13 protein-coding genes are annotated in these 17,636 nt (G+C 39.9%); 11 read left to right on the forward strand and 2 right to left on the reverse strand.

From position 1 onward, the window contains the following. The first annotated feature begins 138 nt into the window (after nucleotides 1-138). From tyrR to QPX86_RS07885, 4 genes are all read left to right on the forward strand, one after another. On the forward strand, nucleotides 139-1,680 hold the full coding sequence (gene tyrR, locus QPX86_RS07870; protein WP_220753372.1) for a transcriptional regulator TyrR: 1,542 nt from the start codon (nucleotides 139-141) through the stop codon (nucleotides 1,678-1,680). A gap of 378 nt (nucleotides 1,681-2,058) precedes the next feature. Beyond that, nucleotides 2,059-3,045, forward strand: coding sequence for a fumarylacetoacetate hydrolase family protein (locus QPX86_RS07875; protein ID WP_220753373.1), 987 nt, complete (start codon nucleotides 2,059-2,061; stop codon nucleotides 3,043-3,045). A 131-nt stretch (nucleotides 3,046-3,176) separates the two neighbouring features. Then, nucleotides 3,177-3,827: a maleylacetoacetate isomerase gene (gene maiA / locus QPX86_RS07880; RefSeq protein WP_285164854.1), complete on the forward strand. Its 651-nt coding sequence runs from the start codon at nucleotides 3,177-3,179 to the stop codon at nucleotides 3,825-3,827. Nucleotides 3,828-4,008: 181 nt separating this feature from the next. Next, nucleotides 4,009-4,560 carry a nucleotidyltransferase family protein gene (locus QPX86_RS07885; RefSeq protein ID WP_285164855.1) on the forward strand — a complete coding sequence of 184 codons (552 nt, stop codon included), beginning with the start codon at nucleotides 4,009-4,011 and terminating at the stop codon, nucleotides 4,558-4,560. A gap of 23 nt (nucleotides 4,561-4,583) precedes the next feature. On the opposite strand, the gene QPX86_RS07890 is transcribed toward QPX86_RS07885, so the two are convergent. Continuing rightward, complete coding sequence (locus tag QPX86_RS07890; protein WP_285164856.1) at nucleotides 4,584-5,702, reverse strand: hypothetical protein; 1,119 nt, start codon at nucleotides 5,700-5,702, stop codon at nucleotides 4,584-4,586. A gap of 422 nt (nucleotides 5,703-6,124) precedes the next feature. On the opposite strand from QPX86_RS07890, the gene ompW reads away from it, so the two are divergent. Then, entirely contained in the window at nucleotides 6,125-6,772 is a 648-nt protein-coding gene (ompW, locus tag QPX86_RS07895) for an outer membrane protein OmpW (RefSeq protein WP_285164857.1), read from the forward strand. Nucleotides 6,773-6,869: 97 nt separating this feature from the next. Here ompW and QPX86_RS07900 read toward each other — a convergent pair whose 3' ends face one another. Beyond that, on the reverse strand, nucleotides 6,870-7,610 hold the full coding sequence (locus QPX86_RS07900; protein ID WP_285165150.1) for an SDR family NAD(P)-dependent oxidoreductase: 741 nt from the start codon (nucleotides 7,608-7,610) through the stop codon (nucleotides 6,870-6,872). Nucleotides 7,611-7,748: 138 nt separating this feature from the next. Here QPX86_RS07900 and QPX86_RS07905 point away from each other — a divergent pair, with 138 nt between their 5' ends. The 6 genes from QPX86_RS07905 to QPX86_RS07930 all read left to right on the forward strand — a co-directional run bounded on the left by QPX86_RS07905 (nucleotide 7,749) and on the right by QPX86_RS07930 (nucleotide 17,449). Then, the gene (locus tag QPX86_RS07905; RefSeq protein ID WP_285164858.1) at nucleotides 7,749-8,162 is read left to right on the forward strand and encodes a YbaY family lipoprotein; all 414 of its coding nucleotides are present in this window, start codon (nucleotides 7,749-7,751) and stop codon (nucleotides 8,160-8,162) included. A 93-nt stretch (nucleotides 8,163-8,255) separates the two neighbouring features. Continuing rightward, a complete protein-coding gene (gene metA, locus QPX86_RS07910; RefSeq protein WP_285164859.1) occupies nucleotides 8,256-9,200 on the forward strand; it encodes a homoserine O-acetyltransferase MetA in 945 nt (314 codons plus the stop codon). Nucleotides 9,201-9,473: 273 nt separating this feature from the next. Continuing rightward, nucleotides 9,474-11,801 carry an immune inhibitor A domain-containing protein gene (locus QPX86_RS07915; RefSeq protein WP_285164860.1) on the forward strand — a complete coding sequence of 776 codons (2,328 nt, stop codon included), beginning with the start codon at nucleotides 9,474-9,476 and terminating at the stop codon, nucleotides 11,799-11,801. Nucleotides 11,802-12,159: 358 nt separating this feature from the next. Further along, nucleotides 12,160-14,079, forward strand: coding sequence for a tetratricopeptide repeat-containing diguanylate cyclase (locus tag QPX86_RS07920; RefSeq protein WP_285164861.1), 1,920 nt, complete (start codon nucleotides 12,160-12,162; stop codon nucleotides 14,077-14,079). Nucleotides 14,080-14,626: 547 nt separating this feature from the next. After that, nucleotides 14,627-15,814 carry an acetyl-CoA C-acyltransferase gene (locus QPX86_RS07925; RefSeq protein ID WP_220753380.1) on the forward strand — a complete coding sequence of 396 codons (1,188 nt, stop codon included), beginning with the start codon at nucleotides 14,627-14,629 and terminating at the stop codon, nucleotides 15,812-15,814. A 141-nt stretch (nucleotides 15,815-15,955) separates the two neighbouring features. Further along, on the forward strand, nucleotides 15,956-17,449 hold the full coding sequence (locus QPX86_RS07930; protein WP_220753381.1) for a CoA-acylating methylmalonate-semialdehyde dehydrogenase: 1,494 nt from the start codon (nucleotides 15,956-15,958) through the stop codon (nucleotides 17,447-17,449). Nucleotides 17,450-17,636 lie beyond the last annotated feature (187 nt).

Genomic DNA, 17,636 nt, shown 5'->3' on the forward strand with positions numbered 1-17,636 from the left:
ACAACACTTGCCACACGCCTCATAACCTTTTAACGTATCGCTCACAAATAAAGAAGGATGGTATTTCTCATTATTTTTTAATGAGTTTTCTTTAATCCTCGTATATTCCAGAAAATGACTGATAGGGAATAGTTGTATATGCGTTTGGAAGTGAGCTGTTTAGATCGCATCGGCCTTGCGAAAGATATTCTCGAAGTATTAGAAAACTATGGCATTAATTTAATTGCCATTGATGCCAGTAATAAAGGTTTCTTGTACTTACAATTTGCTGAAATTGGTTTTGAAACCTTAAGCGAATTAATGCCTCTTATACGAAAAGTAGAAAGTGTTCATGATGTTCGTACTGTGTCATTTATGCCTTCAGAACAAGAACATTATGCATTAAAAACCTTATTGCAAACCTTACCAGACTCGGTTTTTTCCATTAATTCAAAAGGTCGCATTCGCATTGTGAATGAATCTGCATTGTTGACCTTAAACATGCATGAGCATGAGGTCATTGATGAGTCATTAAATCATTGGGTTCAAGGTTTTAACTTTTCACGTTGGTTGACTGAAGCGCCAGTACTTGCACAAGCAACCCGAGTGCAAATTGGTAGTAACGAATACTTAGCCGAAATGCTGCCGATATATCTGCCGGATGAAAACAATGCCAGTATCCTTGCTGGCGCAGTTGTGTCGCTTAAATCTCCAGCAAGAGTGGGCAAGCAATTTAATGCACTGCAAAACCAAACCACAGGGTTTGACAACGTGTTAGCGGTGAGTGACAAGATGAAAGATGTGCTTAAGCAAGCAAAGCGCATGGCACAATTGGATGCACCGTTACTTATTACTGGTGAAACAGGTACAGGTAAAGAGTTAATGGCTAAAGCGAGCCATGACGCTAGCATGCGCCGTGAACATCCCTTTATCCCAATTAACTGCGCCGCACTGCCTGACAGCGTTGCTGAAGAAGAATTATTTGGATTCGTTTCTAATGACGGTCAAGTGGTAAAACGTGGTTTGTTTGAAGAAGCTAAGGGCGGCACAGTCTTCTTAGATGAAATAGCTGAAATGTCGAAAGCGGCGCAAGTGAAACTGCTTCGATTACTACAAGATGGCACCTTTAGGCGTATTGGTGGCGATGAAGAAGTAAGAGCCGATGTACGTATAATTTGTTCTACCCAGAAAAATCTGGCTGAGTTATGCCAATCTGGTGAGTTCAGAGAAGACTTATATTATCGCATTCATGTGCTGAGTTATCACATGCCGTCATTGCGCGAGCGTAAAGTCGATGTCATACCGCTAACGGAAATGTTCTTAGAGCACTACAGCCAGCAGCTTTCTAGTCCACTTCGTCGTATTTCAGCTACTTGCCGAGATTACCTATTTACCTATGCGTGGCCAGGCAATGTCCGTCAATTAAAGAATGCAATTTTTAGAGCTGTATCGATGTGGGATGGTTCTGCTGAGTTAACTGTAGAGCAATTAAAACTACCATCTTATGCTGAAGGTTTTGGCTATTTTGATGAAGAGTTCGAAGGCAGTTTAGATCAAGCCATGAAAGAATATGAAGCGAGTTTATTAAGACGCTTATATCCAGCTTATCCAAGCACTCGTCAATTAGCGAAAAAACTTGGGGTTTCCCACACGGCGATTGCCAACAAACTGAGAGATTACAAAATTACCAAAAAGCGTTAACGCTTATTAGAGTTGCGGTTGTCATCAGTGACTCGATGGTATAAACAAAGTATGTGTAACGATTTAATGCCAGCCATATGCTGGCATTGTCGTGTTTTTAAGACGTATATTGGCTTAATTGGCAATAAGTTGAGCAATGTATCAAAAGGTTTACAAAACTGCTGACACCTTGCAAAAATGTGATTTGCCTCACGCTATATTAATTTGGCTAAGCTTAAGGTATTTCTAGCCTTAAGAAGGCTATTTTTGTTGATATTAACCTGCGAAAGTCATGATTGAATCATCAGTTAACGAGATTGATGGATTCAATATACTTAGCAGCAATGATAATTTTATAAATTTAATATCGACCTTATTTGTACCTATTTAGGAGTCAAAATGAAACTTGCAAGTTATAACAACGGTCGCCGTGATGGCCAACTTATGTTAGTTAGCAAAGATTTAACTAAAGCCGTTGCAGTACCTGCTATTGCTAAAACAATGCAGCAATTACTTGATGCTTGGGATTTACTTAATCCTCAACTACAAGAGTTGTATGAAGCGTTAAACGCAGGTCAAATGGATAATGCAGTGGATTTTGACGAAGCTCGTTGTTTATCTCCGCTTCCTCGTGCTTACCAGTGGGCTGACGGTAGTGCTTATGTGAACCATGTTGAATTAGTGCGTAAAGCTCGTGGCGCTGAAATGCCTGAAAGTTTTTGGACGGATCCTTTAGTTTATCAAGGTGGCTCAGATTGTTTTATCGCACCTAAAGCTGATATTGAAATGGCCAGTGAAGAATATGGTATCGACTTTGAATCTGAAATTGCTGTCGTAACAGATGACGTTGCTATGGGCGTTGATACTGAAAATGCGGCTAAGCACATAAAACTATTAATGTTAGTAAATGACGTGTCGCTACGTAATCTTATCCCTGGTGAGCTAGCTAAAGGTTTTGGCTTTTTCCAATCAAAGCCATCAAGTGCATTTTCGCCAGTGGCAATCACTCCCGATGAGTTAGGGGACAAGTGGCAAGATTCTAAAGTTCATTTACCATTAGTGACCCACTTAAATGGTGAATTATTCGGCCGCCCAAATGCGGGCGTAGATATGACGTTTGATTTTAGTCAGTTAGTGGCACATGTTGCCAAAACTCGTCCATTATGTGCTGGCGCTGTGATTGGTTCAGGAACTATTTCAAACTACGACCGTAGTGCTGGTTCTAGCTGTTTAGCAGAAAAACGTATGTTAGAAATCATTGCAGACGGCAAGCCAGCAACGCCATTTATGCGCTTTGGTGATACCGTTCGCATTGAGATGTTTGACGAAAACGACAGCAGTATTTTTGGTTCTATCGATCAAAAAGTTGTCGAATACAAAGGTTAATCCTTCATATTAATGAAGCATTTAATTAATCAAAAGCAATAACGTTGTGCGTTATTGCTTTTTTTATACCTTTTAAACACTCAGTTCAACACTGATAAGCTTTACACAAGATTGATGAATAAGGATATACGATGAAACTATACGGCTACTGGCGCTCTAGTGCGGCCTATAGAGTGCGAATTGCACTTAATTTGAAGCAGCTTAACGCTGAACAAGTCTCAATTCATTTAGTTAAAAATGGAGGAGAGCAGCACAGTGAGATGTTTAGTCAGTTGAATCCACATCACTTAGTGCCAGCTTTAATCGATGAAGATGAGCAAGGGGAATTTACACTTACTCAGTCAATGGCCATTGTAGAGTACCTTGAAGAGCAATATCCTCAGCACCCGATATTACCAACAAACCTGAAAGAACGCGCTATAGTCCGCGCAATGTCGCAGTCTATTGCTTGTGAAATTCATCCGTTAGATAACCTGCGTGTATTGCAGTTTTTAGTCAAAGAAATGGGCGTGGATGAAGAAGCCAAAATGAAGTGGTATCACCATTGGATCCATCTTGGTTTTAAAGCGCTTGAAGTTCAATTAGCTGACACCGCCGGACAATTTTGTTTCGGTGATTCGCCGACAATGGCAGATATCTGTCTGATCCCTCAGGTTTATAATGCATACCGATTTAATGTCGATATGACACATTATCCAAACATCGTCAGGATTTGGCTGCAGTGTAATCAATTGCCTGCATTTGCCAATGCCGCACCTGAAGCACAAGATGATGCTAGTTAGGACTTTATTTCGAGATAATAATTCGTAAAGTTTACATGTTATTGAGTGAAGCCCGAAAAAGATTGTGTTAGCTTTAGCTGATAAAAGCACGCTATTGATTACATTTGTTGTCAACTCATTTGCAATGATTATGTATTAATATTCTGTTTTTATTGGCTATTAATCATTATCGGTATTTTCTATGAACTATGAAACTCAGTTAAAAAATTGGTTGTTAAGTGAACCAATAAGAATGTCTGCGCTTAAGTTAGTTGCGGATTTTTTTGCTGAAAATGAAGTTCAAGATTGGTACATAGCAGCAGGGTTTGTACGAAATCTAGTGTGGGATAAATTACACGATGCTCCGGTGTCTGAATTAAAAGATATTGACGTCATTTATTGGTGCCATGAAGAAACCAGTATTTATCGAGATAAACTCATTGAGTTGGCATTAACGGAGCAAATCAATTTACCTTGGTCTGTTAAAAATCAGGCGAGAATGCATAAGAAAAACAAGCATCCAGCTTACAGTTCTTGCTTAAATGCAATGTCATATTGGCCCGAAAAACAAACAGCTGTTGCAGTAAAGCTAGATGAAAATGGTGAGCTTGTTATTAATTCGGTGTTTGGTTTGGAGACGGTATTCAACTTAACAGTTAATTATAATCCCAAAGCAGATGAGTCAGTTTTTATGAAGCGGGTATCAAGTAAACCTTGGTTTAATAACTATCCAAAATTGTCGTTAGAGCTGTAGATCTAAACCCAAATAAGGTCTAACTAGATATTTTGAAACAAGATTTCTAATGTGAATGTAAACACCACTTGATTGATTCTTTCAGCATCCTCTTCCTTAGTCCAAGTGTATTCAGGTGTTAATGCAAAAAACAGCCACTCTCTTAAATAGTTCTGACGATATGTTAGTCCAACACTGGCTGTCTCTATATAGTTGTACGGCTCAGTTACACCATTAATTCTTGCTTGATAACTGATTGCCTGTGTATCACTAATATATTGATAGAGTTGCAATCCTGTTCCTAATTCCCAACCATTATTTCTATTCTCATATTGAACCGCACTATTCCAGCGTAGTAAAAACTCGTCATTAAAAGCGTGTTCGAAATCGAACTCTGAGGTTTCACCGGTGACTTTTTTCTCTTGATATAGTGTCTGTGTAAATCGCCACAGGGTATTTTGAGATATTGGGTAGGTATAGCGATAGCGCGCTTCAATTTTAGGTTTAAAGCTGGCTTTTATGTTAAAGCTGGTTCTATCTTTTGCGTACCAGTCATAGCGCAAACTGACGTCGCGTTCATTGTCATCATCTGGGCTTTTGATAAATGAAAAGGGATCATCTTCGCCAGTTGAATCAAATATCAGCTTAAGCTTTTTACTCATACCAGGCAGATTCAAGTGAGCTTTGATATTAGAGCGATATTTAAAGCCTTCTTTTTCAAAATATGTAAAATCGTTGTACCAGCGAATAATGGTTCCCGCTCTTGCGTCGTCAGTAATTCGCTCATCAACAAAAAAGCTATCGAACCAAATTGCAGGCTGACAAAATTTGGTATTTAAATAAGCAAAGGTTTTGTCTAATGGCATATCGGTTTGCGAGCGGCTGTAGCAAGGTGAGTTTTCTATGCTTTCAGAGATAGACTCATCGACGTCTTTATTAACTGATTGCTGGTTTGACTCATTAGACTTTGTGGTTTTTTGAGGGTTAGCTTTAGTTTCCGTGCTTTTTGCAATGTCACTTTTAACACTACTTTCAATTTTGCTATTATTTTCAATCGTTCCCTCTAACTTTCTGTCCCTGATACTGCTTGTAATATTAGAAACGTGAGCAGCGTTTGCAGAATTGATACTTATCACAATTGAATTGATTGTTAGCCATAACATGGTTTTCCATTTACACGTCATTTGAAAAGAGCACTACCCAAAACTATTAAACACTTGTATCTCAATCGTATCATTTTTCGGCCTGTAAAGGTTTGCTAGATAAAATTTATTCACAGTTTGAATGTTGTATTTATGTAAGCAAAGTGCATATTTCAAGTAATTCTCTAGGGGCAGGGAAAGGACTATTAAGTGGTTATTTAATCGACAGTTGCGCTCTTTAAACATACATATAATAAGCATCTTTGTCATGAATTTAGTTGTTTTTGTGATCGAGATCAATCTAAGTGAGTACCTATTTAGGTGTAAGGGGTTTTATTGATCTGTATCAATATTGTAACGATTAAACTCTGGCAGTGTAGCGCCAATTGTTAAATGTGTTTACGTAAAAGCACTAATTATGTTGCATACATGGAGTCGTCATAATGAATAAAAAATTAGCCCTTAGTCTTGTTGCCGCCAGCATTTTATCTGCTGGAGTTTCTACTTCTGCATTCGCTCACCAAGCAGGTGATTTTATTGTACGAGTAGGTGCCGCTGCAGTGGTACCTAATGAATCTAGCCCAGTGATCGCTGGTATCTCAGAATTTAGTGTTGATGATAATACTCAAGTTGGTTTGAACTTTACTTATATGCTTACGGATAACTGGGCTGTTGAGTTATTGGCTGCGACTCCTTTTAGTCATGATATTTCATTAGATGGGGTGGGGAAAATTGCAGAAACTAAACATTTACCACCGACCTTAGTGGCTCAATATTATTTTGGTAATGCAAACTCGAAATTACGTCCTTATGTTGGTGTTGGTGTGAACTTTACTAATTTCTATGATAACGAAATTACTAATGAAACCTCACTTGAATTAAACAATTTAAGTCTTAGTAACTCATGGGGTTTAGCTGCTCAAGTGGGTATAGATTATCAAGTGAATCAAAACTGGCTAGTCAATGCTTCAGTTTGGTATGCTGACATTTCAACAGATGTGAACTTCAATGCGGGTGAGACTGCATACCCTGAAACGACTGTTGATATTAACCCTTGGGTTTACATGGTCAGTGTTGGTTACGTTTTTTAGAGTTAGAACTAATTTGAAGATATCTTAATGAATTAATCTTCCCCCAAAATAAACAGGAGCCTAGAGCTCCTGTTTTTATTTGATATTACTCAATATTTTACTTTTTCTTTTTAGCTTTCCAGTGACGGGTATTATAAATAAACTCTGGTAAGCCCATTGTTAACCAAGCCACTAAACGCCAACGCTTAGTCACATATACTCTCCGCTTACCTTTCTGCATCGCTTTGATGATTTGTGTCGCGACTTTAGGCAATGGCGGCAGCCACAATTTACTCTGCTGCATTGCTGCTTTATCTAATAAGCCTAATTGAATATCAGTGATGGTAATAGGTAACTTCAAGCGCTGTGCGTGCATACTCAAACCTTCAAGATAGTTTTGTGCATAAGCCTTTGAAGCATGATAAGCCACACTTGGTCCGCCACGTAAACCTGCGATTGAGTTTATAGCAGCAATTTGGCCGTAGCCTTGTTCACGCATCAAACGGAATGTCGTATTACAAATGGCGGTAAAGCCGCTGACATTCACATCAATAATATCTTGCTCTAATTGCCAAGGCAGTGATTCGTGATATCCATTTAATCCAGTATTGACCAATACCAGATGGGCACCATCCATGCTCAACCAGACTTTCTCTAATTGGCTAATAATTGCAGCTGGATTTTCAATATCCAATGGTAAAACGTCAACTTTAGTAGGAAGTTGCTCGGCAAACTCCTTCATGTCATCAGGATTTTGAACAAATAGCACTAATGAAACGTTTTGCTGCGCTAATTGGCTTGCGATTTCTTTACTAAGGTGTGAGCTAGCGCCCACTATTATTGCGTTTGCTTGTGTCATACGCTTTATGGCTTCGAAATGATGGCCTATCATAAAAACAACTGCTTTCGATAACAAGTAAGAATATTATTCAAGGTGAGACGTATAGACTTCTAGAAGTCTTAATGTATGATAAGGAGATTGGTTATGGGGAAAACGATGAAACACACACTCGCTAAATTAGTAATGCCTATTGCGTTATCTTTTGCGTTAGTTGTAGGACTGGTTGGTTGTGCTTCACATAATGATCTGGTGACGATTTCAGGCGATGTGATGTATCGAGAACGCATTGCATTACCAGCAGATGCGGTCATTAAAGTGCAGTTAAATGACGTCTCATTGCAAGATAAAAAAGCGATTGTGATGGCAGAAATGATCACTGATAACGTGACAACACCGCATCAGTTTGAGTTTCAACTTGCCAGAGATCAGTTTCAACAAGGCCATACTTATGCAATTGGTGTACGCATCGAAGTTGATGGCAAATTGTGGTTTATCAATACCCAGTCTTACGTTGTAGACATTAATGGAACTGAACCCGTTAATGTACTCGTGAATAAAGTCGGTGGGTAATCATTACAGTGCATTGAGTTAATATCTTGATAATTAACTCAATGCAATAATGGTTTATTGCACCGAATGTTTTTGTATTAAAAGGTGCCTTTAATGCCGGTTAGAATTCCAGACAATTTACCTGCTGCAGAAATTTTAGAATCAGAAAATATCTTCGTGATGTCCGAAACTCGGGCTGCAAACCAAGATATTCGACCTATGCGGGTACTTATTCTAAATCTTATGCCAAATAAGATTGAAACCGAAACTCAACTCTTACGTTTATTAGGTAACACACCTTTGCAAGTGGACGTCGACTTATTGCGTATTCACGACAAAGCATCAAAGCATACTTCTATTGACCATATGAACACCTTTTATCGTGATTTTGAGGCGGTAAAAAGTAAAAACTACGATGGCTTAATTATCACTGGCGCGCCCCTTGGCCAATTGGATTTTGAAGATGTGGTGTATTGGGAGCACATAAAAGAGATTATTGATTGGTCGCAGCAACATGTAACTTCAGTATTATTTTTGTGCTGGGCCGCTCATGCTGGTCTGTTTCACTTATATGATTTGCATCGTAAATTATTAGATGAGAAACGCTCAGGGGTATTCTGTCACCGTCGTTCAACGAAACCGCATCCTTTGTTACGCGGATTTGATGATGAATTTTTTGCACCGCACTCCCGTTTTGCTGAGATGAATGTGGAAGACATTAAACAACATCCAGATCTTGAAGTATTGGCAGAGTCTGAACAAGCTGGCGCCTATATTGTGCTGAGCCGCAATAGCCGTAACTTGTTTGTAATGGGTCACCCTGAGTATCAAAAGTCGACTTTACAAGATGAATACGAGCGAGATCTTGCACAAGGACTTAATCCATCAGTGCCCAGCCATTACTTTAGAAATGACGACCCAAACGAAGAAGCAATTGCAAGGTGGCACAGTCATGGCAGTTTACTTGTCAGTAATTGGCTAAACTATTACGTTTATCAGCTTACGCCATATGATCTTTCTGATATGAGCGGGATCACACCGTGGGAATCTGAAAGTTAACTCTGTTACCTTTTTCTGAATAAACTCCGTTAAAACACTTGTTTGAGAGTCATTTAGTCTTACTAGATGGCTCTTTTTGTATATATGCTAAATATAAAAATACCCATAAGAATTAGAGATTGATGCTGGCTTCATACTTGGGGATGAAATGTTTTACCGACTATGTCGTCATAGAGTTTCTTCGGTTAGGATTTTTGAATACTTAGTTAACGTAGCCGAGTCTTTCTGAGTAGAAATTTCAAACGGAACTGATTTTTATACGAGGGTATTCAATTGAATAACAACAAATTAATCCCACTAGCGTTCGCTATTGCTGGGCTCTCAGGAAGCTTGCAGGCTGCAGAGCATGCTCCAATACCACAAACCGGTGCTTTTGATATGGTGATTGCTGATGAGCAAAAACTAATTCAAATGCTTAAAAATTCTGGAAAAATATCGCAAACAGCCTCTTTAAAAGAAGCTGAGTCGGCGCTAAAAGTGTATTTGAAAAAGCGTCAAGCTGAAGCAATCGTGAATGCAGCAGCTCAAGATGCAGCAATCACCAATCATTATTCAATGACTCAAGAAATTAAAAGTAAAACTAAAATGGACCGCCGCCACGAAGCATCGAAAGGCAGCTTAACAGGGCGCTCTATTCGTAATAGTCCCGGTAATGTACAAGAAGAGTTATATGATGGTCCAACTCGTGAAGCACGAGTTCTCGCTATTCTAATGGAGTTTCCAGATTTTGTTCATAACTCAATCTTGCCAGAAGAGTCAGGCATGTATTACGAGGATTATAATCAAGATCATTACCGTCAAATCCTCTTTGGAGATGATGGTTGGGTAGCACCAAATGGTCATCATGCCAATTCGTTTCGACAATTCTATGAAAAGCAATCTGGTGATAGCTACACTGTCACTGGCGATGTTGCTGGTTGGTATATGGCAACAATGCCAGCGGCATTTTACGGTAATAATGTCGATGGTGATGCCCGTAGTTTAATTCGTGAGGCGCTAACAGCGGCATCATTAGATCCAACATTAGATTTGAGTCAATTTGATATTGAAGATCGCTACGATCTTGATGGTGATGGTAACTACTGGGAGCCTGATGGATTAGTGGATCACGTGATGGTGTTCCATTCTGCCGTGGGTGAAGAGGCTGGGGGAGGCCAAGTCGGTGAAGATGCTATTTGGTCACATCGCTGGAACCTCGGTGGTGTATACGGCATTCCTGGTTCGGCAACTGATGTTCCTTATTGGGGAGGTGTGATGGGGGCTTTTGATTATACAATTGCTCCTATTGATAGTGCTGTGGGTGTAATCAGCCATGAGTATGGCCATGATTTAGGGTTACCCGATGAATATGATACGCAATACACAGGTGAAGGCGAGCCAGTTTCCATGTGGTCAGTCATGTCTTCTGGTAGTTGGGCAGGTGAATTAGGCGGTACTGAGCCTGTAGGCTTTAGTCCATTTGCTAAAGAGCATCTTCAAGCCACTCTCGGTGGTAACTGGCAACATGGTGCGATTGTTAACTTTGATGATATTCCTCGTCGTGGAGTTGTGGGTTTACTGGACCAAGCATCCAGTAAAGGAACGAACCATGATGTAATTAAAATTACCCTTCCTAACAAGGTGCAAGTGGTTACTGAGCCGACAAGTGGTGAGTATGCTTATTTCAGTGGTTCTGGAGATAACTTACAAAACTTGATGGGAATGGCTGTCGATTTAACAGCTGCTACAACTTCCTCAATTCAGTTCCAAACGTGGTATGACATTGAAACTGACTGGGATTACGCTTACGTAATGGCGGTAGGTGAATTTGGTCAAGTGATGCTAGAGGGTAATATTACCTCTACAACTAACCCAAATGATACAAATCTAGGTAATGGAATCACGGGGGCATCTTCAGGTTGGATTAATGCTGAATTTGATTTAACGTCTCTTGCTGGTAATGCGTTTAATTTATACGTCATGTATCAAACTGATGCTGCCGTTTCTAACCCTGGAATGTACGTTGACGATATTAGTCTAGTCGTTGATGAAGTAGAGACCTTTGCTGCAAATGCTGATTCATCGCCAGAAATGATGATGTTAGATGGCTTTGAAATATCTTCTGGCTCTTCTGAAACTGAGCATTATTATCTGGTCGAGTGGCGTACTCATCATGGTGTTGATAGCGGCTTAGAGCATATAAATGTTGCTGGCCAACCGATGACCTATGAGAAAGGTATGTTGATTTGGTATGTCGATAATCAATTTTCTGACAACTGGGTTGGTGTGCACCCTGGCGATGGTTTCTTAGGTGTGGTTGATGCTGATCAAAATACCTTGTCTTGGAGTAATGGCAATGTTGCGACGACTCGTTATCAAATTCACGATGCAACCTTCAGAATAGATAGACCTGAAAAAATGTTTATCGATTTGTCGGAGCAATATGGCATCACTATGTATGATAACCGCACTCGTGCGCAACGTACATTTAGAGATTCGCGTGATTACACTGGCGGTGATTTACTTGACGCTGGACGAAATATTCCAGAATACGGACTAACGATTCGGTTAATCAATCAAAGTGAAGACAGAAGTGTGGGCGCTGTGATGATTACCAAATAAAGTGTTTTGAAGCGAAAACGGATTAAACCTTACAAAAAGCGCTGATATCAGCGCTTTTTTATTTTATTTTTTAAGCCTAATTACGGAGTAATCTATTGCAATTAATGTTTCTATAGCTAAGTTGAATGAGAAAAACTTAAACCTTAGAATTTTTGACTAATAATTGACTTTTAATCGCTTAAATACCTATGACTTAGTTTTTGATTTTTCACTGCTTTTCAGACAAAGTTACTATTGTTGTTATAATGTTAAAGTCGACATGGCTCAATAGGGACTTTCAGTGATTTTATACTCCTTCATGCATCACACACATACCAGACTTTATCGATACGCTTCTGTCATTTCGCTATTGAGCGCAATGGCATTGAGCAGTTCAGTACTCGCAGGCGATTTTCTAACTACTGAAGCGGGGACTGCAAATGCCTCAAAAACAATCAGGGAAGCTGCTGTTGAAGGCAGTAATGAAGTAAGAATTGAAGAATATCTCGAAAAGAATATTGAACAACTAAAACTCAAATTATCTACGATTGAAGCGACTGATGCCCGTTTAGCTTTTTTATTGGATCAAAAAGAGAAACTAGCTGATTGGAGCATACAACAACGAGCGCAGTTTTATCATTTGTTAGCGATTGAACAAGAGGCGAATGCGCAACTGGATAACGCTTATGCCAGCTACAATGATGCCATTGCGATACTTGAAACAGAGCCTGTGTCTGACATGCTGGTGACAAGTTACATTGAGCGCTCCTATATCATCTATTTACAAACTAACTCACAAGCCACTTATTGCCCTGACAGAGAACACGCATTAACCCTTGCTAGGCAATTAAGCTCCCCAGATATTCTCGTTAAAGCTCTGACTCAAAGTGCGTTTTGCTATGCAGATGTGGACCGATTCGAAGAAGGACTGAGTCGACTAGATGAAGCTTTGATATTAGCAAGAAAACATCAGTTTACGGCCAATAGACAAGCTATGATTTATAACTCCACTGGAGCTATTTATCGCTCTAATGGCTTACATAAATATGCCTTTGAGTATTTCCGTGAAGCTTATAATTTATGGCGTTCAGTTAACGATTACCAAGATATGTTTAACATGCTTCATAATATGGTGGGTGAATCGATAAAAGTATCGGATTGGGAAACGGCCGAAATTAATGTTGCTGCTTTATTTACATTAGCTGAGCAACACCCAGACTTTAACGATTTCCTGTTTTTTGCTTATAGTAATGCAGGAAGAACTCAGTTCTTTCAACAAAACTTTGATCAAGCTATCGAACATTTAGAGGCGGCATTACTGATAAAAGACACCACCAAAGAAACATATTTCATCGATTTGATTTATGGCTATTTATCCCTAAGTTATATGCAACAAAATGATGCTGAAAAAGCTTTTGAAATGGCATCTTTATTTATCAACTCTAATAGTTATCAGTCGAGTCCCATTTTTTTAAAATCTTCAGTATTGGCATTGGAGAAGTTCGCTGTTCAGGATTATCAGCAAAGCTTTAATTTATTACTTAATAGTCTCGGAAATGAGCGAAAAACCTACGCTTCAATGATGGATAAAGATGTTATTTACTCTTCTTTAGAGCACAGTGCCAAAGTTTCAGAATACGAAGTGCAAATTCTTGAAAATCAGTTATCAATAAACTTACTCAAACTTAAATCAGAAACAGACAAGCAACAGATTTCAAAACTGAGCTTATTAGTCACAGCCCTTATTATTGCGGTACTTTTGGTGATAATGGCATTTTTAGTACAGTCGCGCCGTTTTTTTAAGCGTCGCTCGCAGACAGACTATATGACGGGGATTGCTAACCGTCGATATACCATGGAGAAGGGCGGAAAAATATTTGCAGCTGCGCAAAAACGCAATGAAACTTTGGCTGTCATTATTTTTGATATCGATAAATTTAAAGCCATTAATGATACATATGGCCATGGAATTGGTGATTTGGCGATTAAAGCCACGGCAAGTAAAGCTAGAAATTGGTTTAAGAAGCGTGATTTGCTTGGCCGAATTGGTGGTGAAGAGTTTTTATTGATTCTTCCAAATACTAATTTAGACCAAGCTGTGGATATTGCTGAACGTCTGCGTTTGAGTATTGAGCAACACCAATTTCAATTTAACGATATAAAACTTCAGTTTACAATCAGCTTAGGGGTTAGCGTAAAGTTGGATGACACAGAAAGTCTGGCTCAATTAATCAAATGTGCAGATACAGCGTTATATAAAGCAAAAAACAACGGACGTAATCAGGTGTTTTCAGCTTAGAGTCATTTACTTAATTAAGCTGACGGTATAAACCTAAACCCGCAAGCGAGTTTGTTGTGACTTAAATACATATAACCAAGTGCAAATGGTTTATTGGTTTAGGCTCAGCTGTTTGTTAATGATGGCAGCTTATAGCTTTACTACCTAGAGTTTAGCCCTTAGATATTGCAGCAATCAACCTCGAAACCTTATCATAGCCCAACACCATGGTTTTCATATTCTAATACTCCACTTCCACACCTTAATACTTAATTTCTCCCCAGTATAGAGTTGTTCCATATCGGATGCTTAAAGGCCTTAATTAAGCTAATAACTCAGTTTAAGCTCAATACTGATTCGACTTTTAACTTACTTTAATCAAATTATTCAATATCTTATTGTGATTGTAAATTTTCAATGACAGCTATTTAAAATACTTGATGTTAATTTAATGGATTTTTCTTGCTTTACGTTAGCGTAAACGTCACAGTGTGAATATTGAACTAGATCACATTTTACTGTGTATTAATCTCGGCCATCTTGATAGCCGGTTTACAGCGGAGAAGTTATGAGCACTACATCACCACAAGATATCGTTATCGTCGCAGCAAAACGCACCCCAATGGGCGGATTTCAAGGCGCTTTATCAGCCGTTACATCACCTACATTAGCAGCTACAGCAATTAAAGGTTTAGTCGCGCAAACGAATATCGATACTCAGCAAATAGATGAAGTGCTAATGGGCTGTGTATTACCGGCAGGTTTAGGCCAAGCTCCGGCGCGTCAAGCAAGCCTAGGTGCTGAACTGCCGCTAAGTGTTGGCGCAACGACAGTCAACAAAGTTTGTGGTTCAGGCATGAAAACAGTGATGTTAGCTCACGATTTGATTAAAGCTGGCTCAAGTGAAGTGGTTATTGCTGGTGGCATGGAAAGCATGACTCAAGCGCCTTACTTATTGGATAAAGCCCGTGGTGGGATGCGTATGGGCCACGGGAAAGTGCTCGATCACATGTTCCTTGACGGTCTTGAAGATGCCTACACTGGCGGCGCAATGGGCACATTCGCTCAAAAAACGGCAGATGACTTCGGTTTAACCCGCGAAGGTATGGATCAATTTGCCCTAAGTTCACTCGAAAAAGCCAACGCGGCAATTAATTCAGGTGCGTTCAAACAAGAAGTTGTGCCAGTCACCATTACTAGCCGTCGCGGCGATGTCACTATCGATACTGACGAGCAGCCTGGTAACGCTCGACCAGAAAAAATTCCTACATTGCGACCTGCGTTTGCTAAAGACGGCACGATTACAGCGGCAAACTCAAGTTCAATTTCAGATGGCGCTGCAGCATTAATGCTTATGAGCCGTGAAAAATCTGAGTCATTAGGACTAGAAGTTATGGCAACCATTAAAGGCCATACAACTCACTCTCAAGAACCTTCAATGTTTACAACTGCGCCAGTCGGGGCAATGAACAAGCTCTTTGACAAAGTGAACTGGTCTAAAGGCGATGTTGATTTATTTGAAATTAACGAAGCGTTCGCCATGGTAACGATGTTGGCGATTAGTGAATTGCAGCTTGACGAAACCAAAGTGAATATCAATGGCGGCGCGTGTGCATTGGGTCACCCAATTGGTTGTTCTGGTGCCCGCGTACTCGTGACCCTTATTCACGCGTTAAAAGCGAAAGGGCTATCAAAAGGTGTCGCATCACTTTGTATTGGTGGCGGTGAAGCGACTGCGATGGCTATCGAAGTATAAAAACAGCACGAATTATTCAACAAGACTCAAGTACTGAAAGAGCTCGGCAGTTATTGGCAACAATAATTAGCCATAATAAAAAAGCCGTCAGTACTTAACTTTTACAGAGCTTTGGGGCTCAACAGGGATTTAGGAAGCATCATGACAGTTCAAGTTAAACATTATATTAATGGCGAATTTACCGAAGGAGTGGGTTCACAGGTTATTTCAGTCACTAATCCAGCTGATAACAAGGTTATTGCTAACATCAATGCAGCAACGTCTGATGAAGTTAATCAAGCCATTCATAGTGCCAAAGAAGCATTTCAAACATGGAAAGAAGTACCTGTTTCTGAACGTGCCCGCGTGATGTTACGTTATCAGCACTTACTAAAAGAACACCATGATGAGCTTGCAACCATCCTTGCTCAAGAAACGGGTAAAACTTTTGAAGATGCCAAAGGTGATGTTTGGCGTGGTATTGAAGTCGCTGAGCACGCTTGTAATATCGCGTCTATGTTAATGGGTGAAACCGTTGAAAATGTGGCTCGTAATATTGATACCTACAGTTATACCCAACCTTTAGGTGTATGTGCGGGCATTACGCCGTTTAACTTTCCTGCGATGATCCCGTTATGGATGTTCCCATTAGCAATTGCTTGCGGTAACACCTTTATCCTTAAACCGTCAGAGCAAGATCCAATGACGCCACAACGTCTCGTTGAGCTTTTCGTTGAAGCTGGCGCGCCAAAAGGCGTACTGCAATTAGTGCATGGTGATAAAGCTGCGGTAGATATTTTACTAAATGATCCTGCAATTAAAGCCATTTCATTTGTAGGCTCAGTTGGTGTGGGTCAATACATTTATAAAACCGGTACTGATAATTTAAAACGCGTTCAAGCTTTTGCGGGCGCAAAAAATCACTGCGTTATCATGCCTGATGCGAATAAGCAGCAAGTGATTAATAACATGGTAGGTGCTTCAGTAGGCGCTGCTGGTCAGCGTTGTATGGCTATTTCTGTCGCAGTATTTGTTGGCGCTGCGAAAGAGTGGATTCCAGAGCTTAAAGAAGCATTAGCAAAAGTGCGCCCAGGGTTATGGAATGATGAAAATGCCGCTTACGGTCCTGTTATTAGTCCTGCAGCAAAAGAACGTGTACTTAAGCTGATTGCTCAAGGTAAAGAAGAAGGTGCAGAGTGTTTGCTTGATGGCAGCGATTGCACTGTTGAAGGTTATGAGTCTGGTAACTGGATTGGCCCAACCATGTTCAGCAACGTCACTACCGACATGGCAATTTACAAAGAAGAAATCTTTGGCCCTGTTTTATGTTGTATGGAAGCTGAAGATTTAGACCAAGCCATTGAACTGGTTAATAACAGTCCTTATGGTAATGGCACTTCTATTTTTACCGCATCTGGCGGTGCTGCACGTAAATACCAACATCATATTGAAGTGGGGCAAGTAGGGATTAATGTACCAATTCCTGTGCCATTACCATTTTTCTCATTCACAGGTTGGAAAGGCAGCTTCTATGGCGATCAACACGCTTATGGTAAGCAAGCTGTACGTTTTTATACCGAAACTAAAACCATTACTTCACGTTGGTTTGCTGACGAAGTGGTCAGTGGCCCGAACATGAGCATCGATCTTAAATAATTACCTTGAAGTGAACAATTAAGGCCTTCTTTTGGGAGAAGGCCTTAGATAATGCCAACGACTATTACTAACAAATCGCAAAATATTAAGTAAATAATCTAACCGTTAGTATTTGCCGAGACATGCCATTCAGCAGGATGCTGAATAACTGCAGCAAACAACAATAACTCCGCTAAGATCATTCGCA

The organism is Shewanella goraebulensis (assembly GCF_030252245.1).
GTDB lineage: Bacteria > Pseudomonadota > Gammaproteobacteria > Enterobacterales > Shewanellaceae > Shewanella > Shewanella goraebulensis.